The organism is Burkholderia sp. 4M9327F10, from assembly GCF_005503145.1.
In the GTDB taxonomy this organism is placed as follows: Bacteria; Pseudomonadota; Gammaproteobacteria; order Burkholderiales; family Burkholderiaceae; genus Paraburkholderia.
In genome coordinates, this window is record NZ_SCNV01000014.1 from 107,859 (window position 1) to 127,319 (window position 19,461).

Annotated in this window: 18 protein-coding genes; 1 reads left to right on the forward strand and 17 read right to left on the reverse strand. The window is 63.7% G+C overall.

Translation table 11 applies throughout. The annotated features are described in order from the left end of the window. Positions 1 to 216: 216 nt before the first annotated feature. The 16 genes from FFS45_RS15680 to ndk all read right to left on the reverse strand — a co-directional run bounded on the left by FFS45_RS15680 (position 217) and on the right by ndk (position 17,548). On the reverse strand, positions 217 to 801 hold the full coding sequence (locus FFS45_RS15680; protein ID WP_137955561.1) for a phosphoribosyltransferase: 585 nt from the start codon (positions 799 to 801) through the stop codon (positions 217 to 219). A gap of 3 nt (positions 802 to 804) precedes the next feature. Continuing rightward, positions 805 to 2,151: an adenylosuccinate synthase gene (locus tag FFS45_RS15685; protein ID WP_137955562.1), complete on the reverse strand. Its 1,347-nt coding sequence runs from the start codon at positions 2,149 to 2,151 to the stop codon at positions 805 to 807. A gap of 190 nt (positions 2,152 to 2,341) precedes the next feature. Continuing rightward, a complete protein-coding gene (locus FFS45_RS15690) occupies positions 2,342 to 3,493 on the reverse strand; it encodes an ATP phosphoribosyltransferase regulatory subunit (protein ID WP_137955563.1) in 1,152 nt (383 codons plus the stop codon). A gap of 262 nt (positions 3,494 to 3,755) precedes the next feature. Next, positions 3,756 to 3,947 (reverse strand): DUF2065 domain-containing protein, encoded by a 192-nt coding sequence (locus FFS45_RS15695; RefSeq protein WP_137955564.1) that lies wholly within the window; start codon positions 3,945 to 3,947, stop codon positions 3,756 to 3,758. Positions 3,948 to 3,991: 44 nt separating this feature from the next. After that, positions 3,992 to 4,894, reverse strand: a complete 903-nt coding sequence (locus FFS45_RS15700) for a protease modulator HflC (RefSeq protein WP_137955565.1) — start codon at positions 4,892 to 4,894, stop codon at positions 3,992 to 3,994. A gap of 11 nt (positions 4,895 to 4,905) precedes the next feature. After that, positions 4,906 to 6,339, reverse strand: coding sequence for an FtsH protease activity modulator HflK (gene hflK / locus FFS45_RS15705; protein WP_137955566.1), 1,434 nt, complete (start codon positions 6,337 to 6,339; stop codon positions 4,906 to 4,908). A 50-nt stretch (positions 6,340 to 6,389) separates the two neighbouring features. Continuing rightward, entirely contained in the window at positions 6,390 to 7,580 is a 1,191-nt protein-coding gene (gene hflX, locus FFS45_RS15710) for a GTPase HflX (RefSeq protein ID WP_137955567.1), read from the reverse strand. A 58-nt stretch (positions 7,581 to 7,638) separates the two neighbouring features. Continuing rightward, positions 7,639 to 7,875, reverse strand: a complete 237-nt coding sequence (hfq, locus tag FFS45_RS15715) for an RNA chaperone Hfq (protein ID WP_006051315.1) — start codon at positions 7,873 to 7,875, stop codon at positions 7,639 to 7,641. Positions 7,876 to 8,017: 142 nt separating this feature from the next. Next, on the reverse strand, positions 8,018 to 9,355 hold the full coding sequence (der, locus tag FFS45_RS15720) for a ribosome biogenesis GTPase Der (RefSeq protein WP_137955568.1): 1,338 nt from the start codon (positions 9,353 to 9,355) through the stop codon (positions 8,018 to 8,020). A gap of 425 nt (positions 9,356 to 9,780) precedes the next feature. Beyond that, entirely contained in the window at positions 9,781 to 10,926 is a 1,146-nt protein-coding gene (gene bamB / locus FFS45_RS15725) for an outer membrane protein assembly factor BamB (RefSeq protein WP_137955569.1), read from the reverse strand. Positions 10,927 to 10,986: 60 nt separating this feature from the next. Continuing rightward, entirely contained in the window at positions 10,987 to 11,616 is a 630-nt protein-coding gene (locus FFS45_RS15730; protein WP_137955570.1) for a tetratricopeptide repeat protein, read from the reverse strand. Between the two features lie 67 nt (positions 11,617 to 11,683). Continuing rightward, complete coding sequence (gene hisS / locus FFS45_RS15735; RefSeq protein ID WP_137955571.1) at positions 11,684 to 13,024, reverse strand: histidine--tRNA ligase; 1,341 nt, start codon at positions 13,022 to 13,024, stop codon at positions 11,684 to 11,686. Between the two features lie 20 nt (positions 13,025 to 13,044). Beyond that, positions 13,045 to 14,361, reverse strand: a complete 1,317-nt coding sequence (ispG, locus tag FFS45_RS15740; RefSeq protein ID WP_137955572.1) for a flavodoxin-dependent (E)-4-hydroxy-3-methylbut-2-enyl-diphosphate synthase — start codon at positions 14,359 to 14,361, stop codon at positions 13,045 to 13,047. A gap of 82 nt (positions 14,362 to 14,443) precedes the next feature. Then, entirely contained in the window at positions 14,444 to 15,643 is a 1,200-nt protein-coding gene (locus FFS45_RS15745; protein WP_137955573.1) for a helix-turn-helix domain-containing protein, read from the reverse strand. Positions 15,644 to 15,858: 215 nt separating this feature from the next. Further along, entirely contained in the window at positions 15,859 to 17,010 is a 1,152-nt protein-coding gene (gene rlmN / locus FFS45_RS15750; protein ID WP_137955574.1) for a 23S rRNA (adenine(2503)-C(2))-methyltransferase RlmN, read from the reverse strand. 112 nt (positions 17,011 to 17,122) lie between these two features. After that, positions 17,123 to 17,548 carry a nucleoside-diphosphate kinase gene (gene ndk, locus FFS45_RS15755; protein WP_074299811.1) on the reverse strand — a complete coding sequence of 142 codons (426 nt, stop codon included), beginning with the start codon at positions 17,546 to 17,548 and terminating at the stop codon, positions 17,123 to 17,125. A gap of 268 nt (positions 17,549 to 17,816) precedes the next feature. Here ndk and FFS45_RS15760 point away from each other — a divergent pair, with 268 nt between their 5' ends. Beyond that, a complete protein-coding gene (locus tag FFS45_RS15760) occupies positions 17,817 to 18,515 on the forward strand; it encodes a Bax inhibitor-1/YccA family protein (RefSeq protein WP_137955575.1) in 699 nt (232 codons plus the stop codon). A gap of 169 nt (positions 18,516 to 18,684) precedes the next feature. On the opposite strand, the gene FFS45_RS15765 is transcribed toward FFS45_RS15760, so the two are convergent. Continuing rightward, a complete protein-coding gene (locus tag FFS45_RS15765; RefSeq protein ID WP_137955576.1) occupies positions 18,685 to 19,458 on the reverse strand; it encodes an MBL fold metallo-hydrolase in 774 nt (257 codons plus the stop codon). Positions 19,459 to 19,461: the final 3 nt, after the last annotated feature.

A 19,461-nucleotide genomic window follows, 5' to 3' on the forward strand; every position in this document is an offset into this window, starting at 1 on the left:
CGCAGTTTAGCACCGTGGTAATGCTCCGTCAGCCGCTTGACAGGCGTTGGTCAGGTGTTGGCGGGATTCGCCGTAAGCTGCGCTGAGCGCGCCGTAATAACACCGGACACGGGTCTTGCATCGCTCCTGAGCCGCGCACGCAGGCGAAAAAAAACGGAGCCGCGTGGGCTCCGTTTTTGCGGGTTCGCTGCAACGGCCCAGGCGGGCCGCCACGCGTCACGTATCCGAGCGATCCTGCGCGGTACCGCGCTTGATCCACGCGCCGAGGTTATGCGGGCGCACCGTGTCCCACTCCTCGAACGGCTGATGGATCCACGGATTGGTAGGCAGGAACTGCACGTGGTAGTCGGGTTTGACCTTCGAGCAACCCTTGTACCAGAGCACGGCCGAGCGCACCGCCGTGATGGCCGGATAGCGCTCCTTCAGATGCTGCTGCACGCGCGCCAGCGTCACGCCCGAATCGACCAGGTCGTCGACCAGCAGCACGTTGCCCGACAGCTCACCGCGCGTCATGGTGATGTATTGCGCGATGTCGAGCTCGCCCTGCTCCGTGCCGGCCGCTTCGCGGTACGAACTGGTGGCGAGAATCGCCAGCGGCAGATCGTAGATGCGCGAGAGCTGGTCGCCCACGCGCAAACCGCCGCGCGCGAGACACAGGATCTTGTCGAACTTCCAGCCGGACTCGTGCACGGAGAGCGCCAGCAATTCGATCAGGCGGTGATACTCGTCCCAGCCGACCCACAGGTTCTTGTCGTCATTGCGCGGGTCTTTCATCGCAATCATCGGTACACCCTGCGTCATCTGTTAAACCTTGAACGGGTGGCGAAGCAGAATCGTCTCGTCACGATCCGGGCCGGTCGAAACCATGTCGATCGGCACGCCGGCGACTTCCTCCACACGCGTGAGATAGGCGCGTGCGTTGGCAGGCAGCTTGTCCCATTCCTTGATGCCGACGGTGCTTTCCTTCCAGCCGCCGAAGGTCTCGTACACCGGCACGCAACGCGCCACTTCGGTCGCGCCGCGCGGCAGGATATCGCAGTCCTTGCCGTCGACCGTGTAGCCCACGCACAGCTTCACTTCGTCGAGGCCGTCGAGCACGTCGAGCTTGGTCATGCACAGGCCCGAGACGCCGTTGATCTGGATCGAGCGGCGCAGTGCAGCGGCGTCGAGCCAGCCGGTGCGGCGCGGGCGGCCCGTGACCGAGCCGAATTCCTTGCCGACCGTGGCGAGCGTCAGGCCGACCTGCTCCTGGCGATCCGCATTGTCCGCATCGTACAGTTCGCTCGGGAACGGGCCCGAACCGACGCGCGTGCAATACGCCTTGGTGATGCCGAGAATGTAGTTCAGCTTTTGCGGACCGACGCCCGCGCCTGCCGTGGCTGCACCGGCCACGCAGTTGCTCGACGTGACGAACGGATAGGTGCCGTGGTCGATGTCGAGCAGCGTGCCTTGCGCGCCTTCGAACAGCAGGTTGTTGCCCTTGGCGTTTTCGTCGTAGAGACGGCGCGACACGTCGGTCACCATCGGCTTCAGACGGTCCGCGTAGCTGAGCATCGTGTCGAGCGTTTGCTGGAAGTCGACAGCGGCGACGCCCAGGTATTGCGTGAGCACGAAGTTGTGATAGTCGAGGTTTTCACGCAGGCGTTCGGCGAACGTCTCCGGCTCGAACAGGTCCTGAACGCGCAAACCGCGGCGCGCCACCTTGTCTTCGTAGGCCGGGCCGATGCCGCGGCCGGTGGTGCCGATCTTGCCCGCGCCACGACGCGCTTCGCGGCCCTGGTCGATGGCGATGTGATACGGCAGGATCAGGGTGGTGGCTTCGGAAATGAAGAGGCGATTCTGGACATCGACCCCGGCGGCTTCGAGCTCGCCAATTTCCTTGAACAGCGCTTCCGGCGACAACACGACGCCATTGCCGATGTAGCACGCCACGCCGGGATGCATGATGCCCGACGGAATCAGACGCAAGATGGTTTTCTTGCCGCCGATGATAAGCGTGTGACCGGCATTGTGACCGCCCTGGAAGCGAACGACGCCTTGAGCGTGGTCCGTCAGCCAGTCGACGATCTTGCCCTTGCCTTCATCACCCCATTGGGTCCCCACGACGACGACGTTACGTCCGGGGTTCACATTCACAGCGCTGGCAGACATGTTGTTTCGTATGCTGGTTAAAAACGTATTCTACCTATGTTCGCGGAACCTTCCGAATTTTTCCGTTTCCGCTCAACGGTATGGACGTTATTCTGGGTATACCGAAATGATGCGGCTGGTCACCGCATCCATCCTTTTGCAAAGCCTTTTGCAAAGCTCTGCGAGCCTTTTGACGTTCTCCTGATGCCGCTCAGGCGCGCGGTTCGACCACCCACGCGCCGTTGCGCTCGACCAACACGCGGTCGCAGGCAAACTCGTCGAGCGCGTGGTCATGACCCGGCAGCGCCTGGATCACCACCTCGCCGGCATCGCGCAGCGCGGCCACGCTGATGCGCAGCGCGTCGTCGTGCTGCCACGGCGCGAGAATCGCGCTGCTACGGGCTTCGACCGGGGAAATCCGCGCCACTTCGCGCAGGTCCAGCGAAAAGCCGGTGGCCGCACGCGCACGGCCGTAGGCCTGCCCCACGTGGTCATAACGGCCGCCGCGGGCGACCGCATTCGGCACGCCGTCCACATAGGCCGAGAACATCACGCCGCTGTGGTACGCGTAGCCGCGCAGGTCGGCCAGATCGATCATCACTTCCGCACCGTCCACCTGGCTCGCAAGGAACGCCAGATCGTCAAGGGCGCGGGCAATTTCCGGCGTGGCGGGCAGGCGCTTGCGTGCCTCGTCGAGCACCGAAGCGTCGCCATACAGGGACGGCAATGCGCGCAGCGCATCGCGCGTCACCGGCGTGAGCGCTGCCGTCAGTTCGGCCAGACGCGGCACGTCCTTGCCAGCCAGCGCTTCATACAGCGACTCGCCGAGCGCAGCCGCAGCCGGTTCCGTGTCGATCAGCGCCGCCAGCACGCCCGCGTGGCAGAGGTCCAGGCGCACCTTGGCGAGGCCCGCGAGACGCAGCGCGTCGAGCATCAACTGCTGGATCTCGAGGTCCGCTTCGAGACCGGCGTGACCGTAGATTTCCGCCCCGATCTGGATCTGCTCGCGGGTTGCGTGCAGGCCGCGCGGACGCGTATGCAGCACGTTGCCGGCGTAGCACAGACGCGTCACGCCCTGACGGTTCAGCAAGTGCGCGTCGATCCGCGCGACCTGCGGCGTCATGTCGGCGCGCAGGCCGAGTGTGCGGCCCGACAACTGATCGACCAGCTTGAAGGTGCGCAGATTCAGGTCGTGGCCCCCGCCCGTCAGCAGCGACTCGAGGTACTCGAGCAGCGGCGGCATCACCATTTCGTAGCCATAGGCGCGAAAACGGTCCAGCAGACGACGCCGCAATTCTTCGATCTTGCGGGCTTCCGACGGCAGCACGTCGGCAATATTCTCGGGAAGTAACCAGGTCGACATCGATACAGTCCTACGACGGTGAACACGGCGCCTCGCCGCGCCGGTAAATGAGAGTGAATGGCACAGAAGCCCGGTGGTGCGCCGGCTCCAAGACCGGCCGCCCGTTGGCGCGCAACGCATGCTGGCCCGCGCCGGCACAGGCGGCGCTACGCGGTAGCGCACAGGCTACCCGCGGCCGCCACGCATCGCCTCGCGCCCCGCCGCGGCCTCTGCCACGGCTGATGCTGCGCAGGCAACCTGCGTCAGCCCGAAGCTCGCGCCCTCAGGTCGCGATAAACAGTAGCATGAGCCCAAGCGCCATCACGATCAGCCCGCCAATGCGGATCTGATGCGGCGGACGTTCCGCTATTTTACGAAACGTATCGCGCCAGGCACTCGGAAAAACGAAGGGGAACATTCCCTCGATGATCAGCATTAGTGCGATCGCAAGCAACAACGAGCCGGCTATATCCATGCGAATGAGGGTGCCGCGATACGTATGCCGCGGCGCTCCCGTAATCAGTGTTTGCGCGGTGCCGCGGCGGCGTCCGGCGAGATATCACCGGTCGGACTACGCATGAAGCGGAAAAACTCGCTGCTCGAATCGACCACAATCACGTCGTTCGGCTTGAAGGTGTTCCGGTAAGCCAGCATGCTCTGGTAGAACTGGTAGAACTGCGGGTCGCGCCCATAAGCGTCGGCGGCGATCGCAGCAGCCTTGCCGTCGCCCTCGCCCTTGATGGTCTGCGCCTGCATGTAGGCATCCGCGAGCAGCGCCTGCTGCTGGTTGGCCGCATCCGCCTTGATCTGGTCGGCTTCGGCCACGCCCTTGGCGCGCTCCTCCGCGGCCGCCTGCTCACGCGCGGCGGTCATGCGCTTGTACACGGTGTCGGCCATCGCCGCCGGAAAATCGACCCGGGCGAGCTGAATGTCGATGACCTCGACGCCGAGCGAGGCCGCAGCCGCCGCCATCGCGGCGCGCGCTTCATCCGCAATCTGCTGTTGCTTGCCCAGTGCGTCCGTCAGCGTCACCTTGGCAAACGCGTCGCCAAGCGCGCTGCGCGCGAGCAGGGCGAGGCGGTCCGGCAGCGTCTGTTCGTCGCCTCTCGTCTGCGCGAACAGCTTGAGCGGATCGGTCACCCGGTACTTGATCAGCGGATCGACCAGCAGGTCGGTTTTGTCAGACGTGACGTAACGGTCTTCATCCGGCGTGTCCAGCGTCTGGATCCGGCTGTCGACCAGCATCACGTTTTGCAAGGGCGGCGGCAGCCTGGCGTGGAGACCGGGGCCGAGCAGCGTAGGCGCGGCGTCGCCGCGCGCGGACAGCACAGCCATGTGACGCTGGTCGACCACGAATACGGTCGACGACGCCGCAAACAGCAGCAGCACGATAATCACGACGAGCGCAATGATACGGTTCATGTTCGCGCTCCTTATTGAATATCGTCTTCGCGGCCGCGGCTGCGGAACGATTCGCGCGAACGCAGCGGGTCGCTTGCGGCGTCCGCGTCGCTGGCCGGCCCAGAGGCCTGGGCGGCCGGTGCGGCAGGGACCGGAACCGAAGCCGCTGCGCCGCTCGTGCTACTCGCACTGCCTGTATTGCTTGTACCGCTTGTACCTTGCACACCCTGCGCCTGGCCCTGGGCCGCAGCGCTTGCCGCCGCCCCCGAAGCCGCGCCCGCTGCGGCCGCCTCGGCCGCACGCTGACGGCTGGCCTCGATCAGCTTGTCGAGCGGCAAATACAGCACGTTGTTGCTGGCCTTGCTGTCGACAAATACCTTGGTCGAATTCGAGTAGATATGCTGCATGGTGTCCAGGTACATGCGCTCGCGGATCACCGCCGGCGCTTTGGAGTACTGCTCGTAGACCTGCTTGAAGCGCGCGGCGTCGCCTTGCGCCTGCGCCACCACCTGGTCGCTATAGGTCTTCGCTTCGTCGACGAGGCGCGCCGCATCGGCCTGCGCATGCGGCAACAGGTCGTTCGCGTAGGCCTGCGCGTCGGCCTTTGCGCGCTCCCGGTCCTGATGTGCCTTGATCGCGTCGTCGAAGGCCCCCTGCACCTGTTCGGGCGCCTGCACGCCCTGGATCGTCACCCCGGTCACGACGAGGCCCGTCTGCGATTCGTCCAGGGAATGCTGGATCGCATCGGTGAGCTCCTGGCGGATTGCTTCGCGATCCTGATAGAGGATGTCGTTGGTGCTGCGCGCGCCGACAATGCTGCGCACCGCCGCCTGCCCCGCCTGGGTCACGCTCTGGTCAGGGTCCACGCTATGGAACAGATAGTCGGTTGCGCTACGCACCTGGTACTGCACGGCAAAGCGCACGTTGACGATGTCGCCATCGTGCGTGAGCATCGACGCGTCCTTGACGTTGGCGAGCCGCACCAGATTGCTGCGGCCGATCTCCACGGTGCGCACGTCACCGATATTGACGAGCTCATGCGCTTCGAACGGATACGGCAGGCGCCAGTGCACACCTTGAGTGGCCGTATAGCGATACTTGCCGAACTGCGTGACCACTCCCGCCTCGCCATCCTGCACGACGAACACGCCGCTGCCGAGGTAGATGGCGATCAGCACGCCGATCACGATACCCACGCCGATGCGGGCGCCGCGCCCGTTGTCCGGACGGCCGATACCGCCACCCGGGCCCTTGCGGCCGAACACGCTGCTCAGGCGGCGATTGAAATCGCGCCACATCTCGTCGAGATCCGGCGGCCCGTCACCGTCCTTGCCGTTCTGAGGGCGCCTGGGATCGTTCGGCCGTTGCCGGTCGCCATTGCCGTCACCCCGGCCCCAGCGCGGATCGTTCATCGAAAGAATGGCGCGCAGGCGCAGCCAGATACTCCGCTCGTTGTAATCGTTCACCTGTGTTCGTTCACCAGAGTAGACAGCGGGTCAGTGCAATTTGGAACGGGTCAGTGCCCGAGTTCTGGGACCTTGCGATCGTCGCGTGCTTCGGCGAACCGGCGGTCTTCCTCCGGCGCTACACGCTGCGCGTCGTCAAGAGAATCGGCAGCCGCGATTTCGGCAATGGCAGCGCGCAGTGTATCCAGCCCCTGCCCGGTGCGCGCGCTCAAAAAGACGCGCGAAATATTACCATACTCATCCCGCTCAACCGCCTCGCCGCGGGCCGCCAGTTCTGGCACCGCGTCGATCTTGTTGAACACCAGCACCTGACGGATCGTGTCGGCGCCGATTTCGTGCAGCACCTCGTTGACCTGATCGATCTGGTCGAGGCGCACGGCGCTCGAGGCATCCACCACGTGCAGCAGCAAGTCGGCGTGAATGGTTTCTTCGAGGGTGGCCCGGAATGCGGCCACCAGCTGGTGAGGCAACTCGCGGATAAATCCGACCGTATCGGACACCACCACCTGCCCCACCTCATCGCCAAGATAGACGCGCCGCGAGGTCGTATCGAGGGTGGCGAACAACTGGTCCGCCGCGTAAGCCTGGGCCTTGGTCAGCGCGTTGAAAAGCGTCGACTTGCCGGCGTTGGTATAGCCGACCAGCGACACCGACATGGTGCGGTTGCGCTCGCGCGCGCGCCGTTGCGTGCCGTGCTGGCGGCGCAGTTTGTCGAGCCGGGTCTTGAGCGCCTTGATGCGCTCGCCGATCAGCCGGCGGTCGGTTTCGAGCTGGGTTTCACCGGGGCCGCGCAGGCCGATACCGCCTTTTTGCCGCTCCAGGTGGGTCCAGGCGCGGATCAGCCGCGTGGACAGGTACTGCAGTTGAGCGAGCTCGACCTGCAGCTTGCCTTCGTGGCTGCGGGCGCGCTGCGCAAAAATATCGAGAATCAGGCTCGTGCGATCGATCACGCGCCTGTTAAGCGCTTGCTCCAGATTGCGCTGCTGAGCCGGCGCGAGAGCATGATTGAAGATGACGAGTTCAATGTCGTTCGCCTCGCACGCGAGACGCAGTTCTTCGGCCTTGCCGCTGCCGACGAACATCTTGGCATCGGGACTGGACCGGCGTCCGGTGAGGGTAACGATGGGATTCGCGCCCGCGCTTTGCGCGAGCAGGCTGAGTTCTTCGAGACTGGCTTCGAAATCGATCTTACCGAAGTCGATACCGACAAGCGCTGCGTTGGTCAAATTGGAGGGTGTCAAAATGAAGCGGCCGGGAGAGATCGCCAACGGGCGACACTACGCCGGCCGCGACGAGAGGTTAGGACTGTTCGGAATCCGGGTGGAAATTCACCGGACGGGCCGGCACGACAGTGGAAATGGCGTGCTTGTAGACCATCTGGGTAACCGTATTCCGGAGCAACACGACGTACTGGTCGAACGATTCGATGTTCCCTTGAAGCTTGATGCCGTTGACCAGGTAGATCGACACCGGCACGTGCTCTTTACGCAGTGCGTTCAAAAACGGGTCTTGTAACAATTGCCCTTTGTTGCTCATAGCAAACTCCGTATTTTTTTGCAGGTTGACTAAATTGACGGCGAAGAAAAAGAAATCCGCCGTCAACCGCTACACTATAGCCGATTTTCGTTTTTGCGCGAGCGGGCCGGCCATCCGGCCAAACCCAACACACACGCGGGTTTCAGCCTTTGTCCGCGTAAGGGTTCGTCGATGATCTGAACTCTATGCGCAATGGAGTCCCGGTCAGCCCGAAAGTTTCCCTGAAGCGGTTTTCGAGGTAGCGTTTGTAAGTGTCTGTGATCGCGTCGAGCGCGTTGCCGTGAATCACGATGATCGGTGGATTCTGGCCTCCCTGGTGCGCGTAGCGCAGCTTCGGACGCACCGGACCCCGGCGGCGCGGCTGCTGGAATTCCACGGCTTCGATCAGCGCGCGCGTGAGTTTGGGCGTGGGCAGCTTCGACATCGCGGCTGCATACGCATCGTCAACCGAGCGCATCAATGCACCAATCCCCGTCTTCTCCACCGCTGAAATAAAGTGAAACTTGGCGAAGTCGAGAAATTTTAGTTTGCGTTCGAGATCGGCCTTGGTGCGCTCGCGCACATGCGAGTCGAGGCCGTCCCATTTGTTTACGCCAACCACCAGCGCGCGGCCCTGCTCCACCACGAATCCGGCAATGTGCGCGTCCTGATCGGAGATGTCCTGACGGGCGTCGAGCAGCAGGATCACCACGTTCGCATCCGAAATGGATTGCAGCGTCTTCACCACCGAGAATTTCTCGATCGCTTCGAAGACCTTGCCGCGGCGGCGCAGGCCGGCTGTGTCGATCAGCGTATAGGGCTTGCCCTGACGCTCGAAGTCGACGTAGATCGAGTCGCGCGTGGTGCCGGGCATGTCGAAGGCGATCACACGGTCTTCGCCGACCAGCGTGTTGATGAGCGTCGACTTGCCGACGTTCGGACGGCCCACGATGGCGATCTTGATGCCGTGTGCGGCCTTCTCCTCGTCGCTCTCCTCCGGCTGACCCGCATAGGCGACTTCCAGCGCCTCGTTGATCATCTCGGTCACGCCGTCGCCGTGCGCCGCCGAAATGGCGCGCGGGTCGCCCAGACCCAGCTCGTAGAAATCCGCCGCCACCGCGCTGTACTTCATCCCCTCGGCCTTGTTGACGACGAGGAAAATCGGCCGGCCAGTCTTGCGCAGATAGTCGGCGATTGACTTGTCCTGCGGCGCGAGGCCGTTACGGCCGTCGACGATAAACACGACAATGTCCGATTCCTCGACCGCCTGGCGGGTCTGGCGCGCCATCTCGTGGAGAATGCCGTCCTTCGCGACCGGCTCGAAACCGCCGGTATCGACGACCAGATAGGGGCGCTCGCCCGTGCGGCCTTCGCCGTAGTGACGATCGCGCGTGAGACCCGGGAGGTCGGCAACGAGCGCATCACGCGAGCGCGTGAGGCGGTTGAATAGCGTGGATTTCCCCACATTGGGGCGCCCAACAAGGGCAATTACGGGTTTCATCAGATGTTGTTCACGGTGAAACGCGAGGCCGAGATCGACCACCCCGCGCACGACGCCATGCGGCCGCGTCGCGGCTGCGTTTGACGCAAATTATCACGAATTCGGCCGGCCCCGGATGCGCAGTAGATATGCCCATCCAGGCGGACGCTGGGTTGGCTGTATGGGCGGCGCCGGGGCACTGGGGCCGGCGCAGCGCCTTGTGCCGTAGCACGGACAGCGCTTTGTACTTGTTGATCTTTACTTATTGACCCGGGTTGCCGGACCGCTTCTACGACAGCACGGCCCCGGATATTTCAGGCGCAGGGCGACCGGCGGCTGACAAGCGCGGCGGCATGCCACGGCCCGACGCGACAGACGCCCTGCGGCAAAAACGCACGCGGCCGGCTAAGCCGGCCTGCGCGTGACCGCATCGGCCCTGGCCGCGCTTAACGCGGACGGAAGCCGTACAGGTCGCCGTCGTGCGTCTGCACCACCAGCGTGTCGCCCGCCAGCACCGGCGCAGCGGTAATCGGGCTGCCGTCGGTCGGCATGCGTGCGACAAACGTGCCGTCGTCACGCGAGAGGAAATGCACAAAGCCCTGATAATCGCCCATCACGGCGGCATGGCCCAGCAGGAACGGCACGCTGACTTCGCGGTTCTTCAGCTTGTCGTTGGTCCACAACGGGTTGCCGTTGGTCGCGTCAAATGCGTTCACCACGGACCAGTCATCGCCACCCACCACGGTGTTTTCATCCTGCGCAACACCGGTCGTGCTCGAGAACGGCTTCTCCCACAGCGGGCGGCCGGAGTTCGCGTCGAAGCAGCCAATCTGTCCCTGGAACGTCACGGCACAGGTCTCGGCGCCGACCAGCGTCGGCGGCCCGGTCACGTCATTGATCCGCTCGACTTCCGTCACGCCCTTCGGATAGGACACCGGCGTTTCCCAGAAGCTGTCGCCGGTCTGCAGGTTGATGGCGGCAAACCCGCCGCCCGGGAAGCCTGCGAGCACCGCCGCATCGCCCGCGAAGGTCATGCCCGAGGACACCCGCAGGTTGAGCGGTACCGCGCGATTGCGGTACACCCACTTCTGCTCGCCGGTCTGGGCGTTGAACGCGGTGATCTGGCCGTCGACCGTGCGCACGATCACGTAGCCGTTGCCCACCAGCGGCGGCGAGATGATTTCGCCGGGCGCCGTGTTCTTCCACAGCAGCTTGCCGTCCTGGCCGAGCACATAGACTTCGCCCTTGAGCGCGCCGACGGCCGTCAGCGTGCCGTCGGTGCCTACACCTGCCGACAGGTCGCTGCCGACCTTGATGCGCCAGATGTCCTTGCCGGTCTGAGCGTCGATCTTGGCGACCGAACCGTTCGCGCCCGCGGCATAGACCGCGTTGCCGAACGCCACCGGCGAGAACAGGTAGCGCCCTGCCTTACCGACGCTGGATTTCCAGGCCTGCTGCACGTTCAGCACGGGTTTGAACTCGGTGAGCGGCGTCGGCTCGCGGCGCTCGTCCTTCGTGGATGAGCAAGCCGTCAAGACGAGGACGGTCATCGCACAGGCAACGGGCACAGCGTAGCGTTTCAGCAGATTCATCGGTTGACGTTGCATTTAGGAAGATTAATCAAATAGGGCTGGCGAGGCGTCACGCGACGCTCAACCGCCCAACGCGTCCAGCTTGAACTGGATCAACTGGCGCGTGGATGTATCGGTTTTCGGCAGCGAATCGAGTGCGAGCTGGTAGGCGGCACGCGCGTCCGCACGCTTGCCCTGGGCTGCGAGCAGATCGCCGCGGCCATTTGCCACCACACCCTTGAATGCGTCGGACTGCGGCTCTGCGAGCAGCGCGAGGCCCTGGTCGTAAGACTTGTCGTCGAGCAGCAGCGAGGCGAGACGCAGCTTGGCGATCTGCTTGAACTCGTCGTCCCTGGCGTGATCGATGGTCCATTGCAGTTGGGCCTTGGCGCCCGCTTCGTCGCCGGCCGCGTACAGCGCCTTGGCCGCCAGCAGCGCCGTCATCTGCGCATACGCGGTGCCGCCGAACTTGTCTTCCATGTCGCCGGCCACGCGGGTTACCTGAGCCTTGTCGCCGGCAGTCACCGCCTGTTGAACCTGGTCGTACAGCACCGCGGCTTCCGCTGCCTGGTGCCGTTGCCAGTAATTCCAGCCGTTCCAGCCTGCGGACGCGAGCAGCGCCACCAGCACGATCCACGTGGTGGCATTGCCCCACTGCGCCCACCATGCCTTCAGACCTTCAATTGATTCTTGTTCGTCGTGGTAACTCATCGCCAGGCGATTCCTTCTCTTTTATTACCTTGTATGTGTCGAACCACATGGCCGACGACATGACGCGTCAGTCGTCGCCGTCTTCGGCGGATGCAACCATCGCATTGATTAGAAATTCGGTCAAGTCTTCGGCCGGCACGTTCTGTTGCTCGCTCTTACCGCCGTCCTGGCCGGCGTTGCGCAGCGGCTTCACGCCGACCGTGCCGTTGGCGATCTCGTCTTCGCCGAGGACCACCGCAAAGGCCGCACCGCTTGCGTCCGCACGCTTCATCTGCGACTTGAAGCTGGCGGTCTGGCCGTCGGCGCTGCAATGCAGGATGACGTCAAGACCGGTATCGCGCAGCCGCTCGGCAATGATGAAGGCCTGCTCGCGCGCCGCGTCGCCCTGATGGACCACGTAGACATCGCAACCCTCGTCTTCCGGCACGAGGTTCTCTTCCTTCAGCAGCTCCAGGATACGCTCGATGCCCATCGCCCAGCCGCAGGCCGCCGTCGGCTTGCCGCCCAGTTGCTCGATCAGCGGATCGTAACGGCCACCGGCCGCCACCGTGCCTTGTGCGCCGAGCTTGTCGGTTACCCATTCGAACACGGTCTGATTGTAATAATCGAGACCGCGCACGAGACGCGGGTTGATCGTGAACGGCAGGTTGTTCGCCTTCAGCAGACGCTGCAGCCCTTCGAAGTGCGCGCGCGACGCCTCACCGAGGAAATCGATCAGCTTCGGTGCGTTCTGCGCGATTTCCTGCAGCGCCGGGTTCTTCGTATCGAGCACACGCAGCGGGTTCGTGTAGAGACGGCGCTTCGCGTCTTCGTCCAGCACGTCCATGTGCTTTTCCAGATACGCGATCAGTTCGACACGGTGCGCCGCGCGTTCTTCGGCGAGGCCCAGCGAATTGATTTCGAGACGAATGCCGGTCAAGCCGAGGTCGTCCCACAGACGCTGGCACATCATGATGATTTCAGCGTCGGCATCCGGGCCGGCAAAGCCGAGCGCCTCGATACCCACCTGATGGAACTGGCGATAGCGGCCGCGCTGCGGGCGCTCGTGCCGGAACATCGGGCCGATGTACCACAGACGCTTTGGACCGTCGTACAGCATGTTGTGTTCAATCGATGCGCGCACAACGGCCGCGGTATTCTCCGGACGCATCGTCAGATTTTCACCGTTCAGCGCATCGGTAAAACTGTACATCTCCTTCTCGACGATGTCCGTCACTTCGCCGATACCGCGCGTGAACAGTTGCGTGTGCTCGACGATCGGTGTGCGAATGTTCTGGTATCCGTAAGAACGGAGCATCGACTTGACGGTCGCTTCGAAAAACTCCCACAGCCCTGCGTCCTGAGGGAGGATGTCGTTCATGCCCTTCACACCGGACAATTTCTCGAGCTTTTTCTTCTGTTCAGTCATCTGTGTTCGCTTGATACTTCTTAGTTGAGCGCAGTCGCGCGGCCATAAGTGCGCTCGACGTAGTCGCTCACGATTTGCTGGAATTCTTCGGCGATATGCTCGCCGCGCAGCGTCTTCACCTTTTCGCCGTCGATAAACACCGGCGCAGCCGGGTTCTCGCCCGAGCCCGGCAGGCTGATGCCGATGTTGGCCTGCTTCGATTCGCCAGGCCCGTTGACGATGCAGCCCATCACGGCCACGTGCATCTTCTCGACGCCAGGATACTGGTCGCGCCACACCGGCATCTGCAGGCGCAGATAGGTCTGGATCTGCGAGGCGAGCTCCTGGAACAGCGTGCTGGTGGTGCGGCCGCAACCCGGGCACGCAATCACCATCGGCGTGAATGAGCGCAGACCCATTGTCTGCAGGATTTCCTGACCGACGATCACTTCGCCGGTACGCGGGCCACCCGGCTCCGGCGTCAGCGAAATGCGGATCGTGTCGCCGATGCCCTGCTGCAGCAGCACCGAGAGCGCCGCCGTCGACGCCACGATGCCCTTCGAGCCCATGCCGGCCTCGGTCAAGCCGAGGTGCAGGGCGAAATCGCAGCGGCGCGCGAGTTCGCGGTACACGGCGATCAGATCCTGCACGCCGCTGACCTTGCACGACAGGATGATCTTGTTGCGGCCCAGGCCCAGTTCCACCGCGCGCTCGGCCGAGCCGATCGCCGACTGGATCAGCGCTTCGTACATCACGCTCTGCGCTTCCCACGGCGTGGAACGCGCGGCGTTTTCGTCCATCATCTTCGCGAGCAGGTCCTGGTCGAGACTGCCCCAGTTCACGCCGATCCGCACCGGCTTGTCGTACTGGATCGCGGCTTCGATCATTTGCGCGAACTGCGTGTCGCGCTTCGCGCCGTGGCCGACGTTGCCCGGATTGATCCGATACTTCGACAGCGCTTCCGCACACGCGGGGTAGTCGCGCAGCAGCAGGTGGCCGTTGTAGTGAAAGTCGCCCACGAGCGGCACCGACACGCCCATGCGATCGAGCTGGTCGCGCACGGCCGGCACGGCCGCCGCGGCTTCCGGCGTGTTGACCGTAATGCGCACCAGTTCCGAGCCGGCCTGAGCCAGTTCCTTGATCTGGATCGCCGTACCAATCGCGTCCGCGGTATCGGTATTGGTCATCGACTGCACGCGCACCGGCGCGTCGCCGCCGATCGTCACGAGATTGCCGGCCCAGCGGACGTCGACAGCATGCGACTTGCGCCGCGGTGCCTGGCCGCCGAAAACCGGTTCGTTCGAAGAAATCTGACTGCTGGATTGGGATTGAGCTTCGGAGTGCATCGAAAAACCCATTTACGCCGCATGCGTCACGCGCGACGCATGCCACATGAATTGAAAAAGCGCCGCCGCCCTGAGGGCGGCGACGCATACCGTATTAAGGCAGCGTCAGGCGTGCCACATTGCCCTTGGCGGACGCATACTTCGCCGGATCGACAGGCTGGCCGTCGAGCGACATCGACTCGAGTCCCGCCTTGTTGCCGACCGTCACCTTGAAAGGCCCGACGCCGGAAATTTCCTTGCTTTCGCCTGCGTGCACGAGGCCGGAGAACAACTCCTTGCCGTCGCTCTGACGCACGCTGAACCAACTGTCTTCGCTCACGCGCACAGCGACGATCGACTCGCCCTCAGCCGCTGCCGCCGCATCCGACGCGCCGTTGGCAGTCGTCGCCACGGCGGGCGCACTGGCAGCCTTCGTCGTGGCAGGCGCGGCCGTCTGCGCCGTTGCCTGGGCGTTGACCTGCGCGGCTGACTGCGCGTTTGCCTGCGTACTTGCCGGGCCACCCGCCTGCGAAGCCGCTTTCGGCGCCGCCACAACCGCCGTCGACGAACCCGCTTCGTCACCCGACGGCAACGGCGCCGGCAGTTGCGCAGCCGAAGCCGCATTGTCCGTTGCTGCCTGGGCCTGATCGGGCGCAGATGCGCCAGACGCCGCGTCGTCGCTCACGGCTTCCGAGCCGCCCGCCGGCGCCTGCGCCACCGCACCCGAGGCGCCGTTCGCGTTGCCTGCACCGTTGCCGGCGCTGGCCCGCAGGCGTGCAAGCCACGCGGACGAATCGCCGCCATTGGTATGCCACATGCCCAGCGCGATCACGGCCACGATAACCGCCGCGACACCCCACAGCCACGAGCGATGCTTCTGGGTACCGCTGCCGCCGAGCGACAGCGACACCTTGCCGCGCGGCAGATCTCTGCCCGACGAGGCCGGCATCGACAGGTCCGGCTCCGGCACGCCCTTTTCGCGGCGCAACGCCTGCGTGAACGGCGCCGGATCGGCGCCGAGCATCTTGGCGTAACTGCGCACCACGCCAAGCGCAAAGGTAGTGTCCGGCAACTGGCTGATATCGCCCGCCTCGAGCGCGCGCAGTTTGGCCGAAGACACCTTCAGCCGCGCCGATACGTCGTCGATCGACCAGTTTTTCGACTCGCGGAGTTGCGTCAGCCGCGCCCCCACCGCCATCAGCGAATCCAACCCCGTCTGCACAGCGGGCTGCACCACTGCCCGTGCGGCTGCGGGCGCCGGATGGCTTGTGTCGGTCCCTGTGTCCTGCGGGTGCGGGTGCTGCGGCTCACTCATCCCAAATCCTTTCGCGTCGATTCTTTTTCACTCGTGCGAACCGCCGGGCAGCATGCCTCAAGCCGGTTGCGCAGACCGTTTATAACAAAATGTGCGGCCTCATGTGCCGCTTCCGATCGCTTCTGCAAACTTTCTTTTCAATACCATGTGACACGCCGGTTTTTTCGCGCCCCGCTACCTGACGGTTTCGCGATGCGCACTCCCCGCCGCCGTGCTCACACTGCGCGGACCTCGATAACCTTGGCCGCCTTGCCCATCCGCTCCGCGAGGCGCGTGCGATCCTGCACCGCCCCTGCCAGTTGACCGCAGGCCGCGTCGATGTCGTCGCCGCGCGTCTTGCGCACCGTGGTGACAACGCCCGCGTCCATCAGCACCTGGGCAAACCGCTTGATCTGTTCAGGCTTCGAGCGGATCAGCCCGGACTCCGGGAACGGATTAAACGGGATCAGGTTGAATTTGCAAGGCACGTCGCGCGTCACGGCCAGCAGTTCGCGCGCCTGCGCCTCGCTGTCGTTGACGCCGTCGAGCATGCAGTATTCAAATGTAATGAAATCACGCGGCGCGACTTTCAGATAGCGCTGGCAAGCCGCCATCAGTTCGCGCAACGGATACTTTTTGTTCAGCGGCACCAGCATGTCGCGCAGCGGATCTGTGGGCGCATGCAGCGAAACCGCCAGCGCCACCGGCAGATCCGCGCCGAGCCGGTCCATCATGGGCACCACGCCTGAGGTGGACAACGTGACGCGCCGGCGCGACAGGCCGTAGGCGTTGTCGTCGAGCATCAGGCGCATGGCCGGCACGACCGCGTCGTAATTCAGGAGCGGCTCGCCCATGCCCATCATCACGACGTTCGTGACGACCCGCTCGCCCTTGCCTTCGCCTCCCACCGCCCGGCCGCCGGCCTCGCCACGCGAGGCGCGCAGCGCGAATTCGGCCATGCGGAGCTGGCCGATGATTTCAGCGGTGGTGAGATTGCGTGAGAAACCTTGTTTGCCGGTGGAACAGAACCGGCAGTTGACCGCGCACCCGGCCTGCGACGACACGCACAGCGTGCCCCGCGTTTCTTCCGGGATGTAGACGGTTTCAACCGCGTTGCTGTTACCGACGTCGATCAGCCACTTGCGTGTGCCGTCGCTGGAGATGTGATCGCTGACGATGCCGGGCATTGCGATGGTTGCGCGGCCCTTGAGCTTTTCGCGCAACGACTTCGCCAGATCGGTCATACCGTCGAAGTCTGCAGCGTTGTACTGGTGAATCCAGCGCTGCAATTGCTTGGCGCGAAACGGCTTCTCGCCCAGGCTGTCGCAGTATGCGACAAGCCCTTGGGCGTCCAGATCGAGAAGGTTGACGGTTGGACTGCTCGTCATATCGAATCCTGCCATTTCAGTGCGAGACTTTACGTTCATGCAACAAGCTGCATGAACGTATATGCCGTTCGCGCCCGTTCCTGCTGCTTTACCTTACTACTTCGCCGAGCGATTAGCGCGAGTAAACGTTGACTTCCGGGAAGAAGAAAGCGATCTCGACCTTGGCGGTTTCCGGTGCGTCCGAACCGTGCACGGCGTTCGCGTCGATGCTGTCAGCGAAGTCAGCACGGATGGTGCCCTTTTCTGCCTTCTTCGGATCCGTTGCGCCCATCAGGTCGCGGTGCTTCAGGATGGCGTTTTCGCCTTCGAGCGCCTGCACGATCACCGGGCCGGAGATCATGAAGTCGACGAGGTCCTTGAAGAACGGACGTGCAGCGTGCACAGCATAGAACTTCTCTGCGTCGGCGCGCGACAGATGAACCATGCGGGCAGCAATGATCTTCAGGCCAGCGTTTTCGAAACGGCTGTAGATCTGGCCGATCACGTTCTTGGCCACAGCGTCCGGCTTGATAATCGACAGGGTGCGTTCGATCGCCATAAAAACTCCAGAAAATTAAGAGGTTACAGATTCAAATGAATCAGCTATTGTAGCATGTTCCCATGTATCATTGCGATTGAACCCTTTCAGCATTGAAAGACTCCAAGGAGGAGTCTGTATTTCTCTGTAACAGGGCGCCGCGGGGGATTGAAACTCCCCGCCCCGGCGCTAATCTTAGGGTTGTACGGATCAAGCGACTGGCGGCAGGTTTGCCGGCCGGCGCTGCATAAACCACGGCGAGTCACTGCGCCTGACGCAAGGAGAAACCATGAACGAGCATCCCTATAGCTTTGGCCGCAATGGCGCTGTCAGCACGGCCGAAACCCGCAACCGCGTGCTGCGCAACACGTACTGGCTGCTGGCATTGTCCATGGTGCCAACGGTGCTGGGGGCATGGGTTGGCGTCGCCACCGGGTTCTCGCTGTTCGCGGCCACCAGCCCGGCCATGAGCATGCTGGCGTTCTTCGCCATCGCGTTCGGCTTCATGTTCGCCATCCAGCGCACCAAAGACAGCGCAGTCGGCGTGTTCGTGCTGCTCGGCTTCACGTTCTTCATGGGCCTGATGCTCTCGCGCATGCTGAGCTTCATCCTCGGCTTTTCGAACGGACCGTCGCTGATCATGCTGGCGTTCGGCGGCACCGGGGTGATCTTCACCGCCATGGCCACCATCGCCACGGTCAGCAAGCGCGACTTCTCGGGTCTCGGCAAGTGGCTGTTCGTGGGTGTGATCGTGCTGCTGCTCGCCATGGTCGCCAACATGTTCCTGCAGTTGCCGGCGCTCATGCTGACGGTCTCGGTGCTTGCCATCGCCATCTTCTCGGCGTACATGCTGTTTGACGTGCAGCGCGTCGTGAACGGCGGCGAGACGAACTACATCACCGCGACGCTGGCCATTTATCTGGACCTGTACAACGTGTTCGTGAACCTGCTGGCGCTGCTCGGCATCTTCGGCGGCAACCGCAACTAAGCGCGAAGGCGTCAGCGCAGAGGCGCTGGCGCGGTAACTCCACGCAACCATGCGGGCCTGGCGCCCGCATGAAAAAACGCCCATCACGGTCAACCGTCATGGGCGTTTTCTTTTGTGCTGCTGCGCTTGCCTTCGGGCGCCCGTTACGCCGTGCGTGCCGATTAAAACTTCAAAGGCTCAGCCAGTCGAAGCCGTCATCCTGCGACGCCACCACCACCTCGGTGGCCGCCGTACCCAATACGCCCGCCATGGCGGCCCGGGCAAGTTCCGGGGAATTGTTCTGCTGGCTCAGATGCGCCGCGACCAGATGACGCAAGCGCGAGCGGTCGAGAGAGGCGAGGATTTCCGCTGCCGCTTCGTTGTTCAGATGGCCGTGATTGCCGCCGATGCGCGCCTTCAGCGATTGCGGATAACGGCTCGCCGCCAGCATCCGCAGGTCATGGTTGCATTCGAGCACGAGCGCATCGCATCCGCTCAGCACGGCGCTGATGTGCGGCGTCGAAGTGCCGACGTCGGTCAGCACGCCCAGCCGGCTCGCGCCGTCGGACATCACGTATTGCAAAGGCTCACGGGCGTCGTGGGGAACGGTATAGGGCAGCACGCTCAGGTCGCCGATGGCAACCGCCTCGTCGCCCCACAACACGCGCAGGTCGACCTCGGCCTCGTCGGCGCCCACTGCGCGCGCCGTGCCCCAGCTCATGTACAGCGGAATCGACCATTTGCGCGCCAGCGTCAAGGCGCTGCCGATATGGTCGCTGTGTTCGTGGGTGATAAGAATGGCGTCGAGACCCTCGACGCCCGAGCCGAGCCGCCCAAGACGGCGTTCGACTTCCTTTGCCGAGAAGCCGCAGTCGAGCAATACGCGCGTGGTGGTCGCGCCGCTTTGCACTTCCACGAGCAAAGCATTGCCTTCGCTGCCGCTTCCCAGGCTGGCGAACCGCACGGC

What these genes read in the sequence shown, in the direction of transcription:
- FFS45_RS15680 (WP_137955561.1), bottom strand. Translation starts at nt 801, where the DNA reads ATGACGCAGGGTGTACCGATGATTGCGATGAAAGACCCGCGCAATGAC.
- FFS45_RS15685 (WP_137955562.1), bottom strand. Translation starts at nt 2,151, where the DNA reads ATGTCTGCCAGCGCTGTGAATGTGAACCCCGGACGTAACGTCGTCGTC.
- FFS45_RS15690 (WP_137955563.1), bottom strand. Translation starts at nt 3,493, where the DNA reads ATGTCGACCTGGTTACTTCCCGAGAATATTGCCGACGTGCTGCCGTCG.
- FFS45_RS15695 (WP_137955564.1), bottom strand. Translation starts at nt 3,947, where the DNA reads ATGGATATAGCCGGCTCGTTGTTGCTTGCGATCGCACTAATGCTGATC.
- FFS45_RS15700 (WP_137955565.1), bottom strand. Translation starts at nt 4,894, where the DNA reads ATGAACCGTATCATTGCGCTCGTCGTGATTATCGTGCTGCTGCTGTTT.
- hfq (WP_006051315.1), bottom strand. Translation starts at nt 7,875, where the DNA reads ATGAGCAACAAAGGGCAATTGTTACAAGACCCGTTTTTGAACGCACTG.
- der (WP_137955568.1), bottom strand. Translation starts at nt 9,355, where the DNA reads ATGAAACCCGTAATTGCCCTTGTTGGGCGCCCCAATGTGGGGAAATCC.
- bamB (WP_137955569.1), bottom strand. Translation starts at nt 10,926, where the DNA reads ATGAATCTGCTGAAACGCTACGCTGTGCCCGTTGCCTGTGCGATGACC.
- FFS45_RS15730 (WP_137955570.1), bottom strand. Translation starts at nt 11,616, where the DNA reads ATGAGTTACCACGACGAACAAGAATCAATTGAAGGTCTGAAGGCATGG.
- hisS (WP_137955571.1), bottom strand. Translation starts at nt 13,024, where the DNA reads ATGACTGAACAGAAGAAAAAGCTCGAGAAATTGTCCGGTGTGAAGGGC.
- ispG (WP_137955572.1), bottom strand. Translation starts at nt 14,361, where the DNA reads ATGGGTTTTTCGATGCACTCCGAAGCTCAATCCCAATCCAGCAGTCAG.
- FFS45_RS15745 (WP_137955573.1), bottom strand. Translation starts at nt 15,643, where the DNA reads ATGAGTGAGCCGCAGCACCCGCACCCGCAGGACACAGGGACCGACACA.
- rlmN (WP_137955574.1), bottom strand. Translation starts at nt 17,010, where the DNA reads ATGACGAGCAGTCCAACCGTCAACCTTCTCGATCTGGACGCCCAAGGG.
- ndk (WP_074299811.1), bottom strand. Translation starts at nt 17,548, where the DNA reads ATGGCGATCGAACGCACCCTGTCGATTATCAAGCCGGACGCTGTGGCC.
- FFS45_RS15760 (WP_137955575.1), top strand. Translation starts at nt 17,817, where the DNA reads ATGAACGAGCATCCCTATAGCTTTGGCCGCAATGGCGCTGTCAGCACG.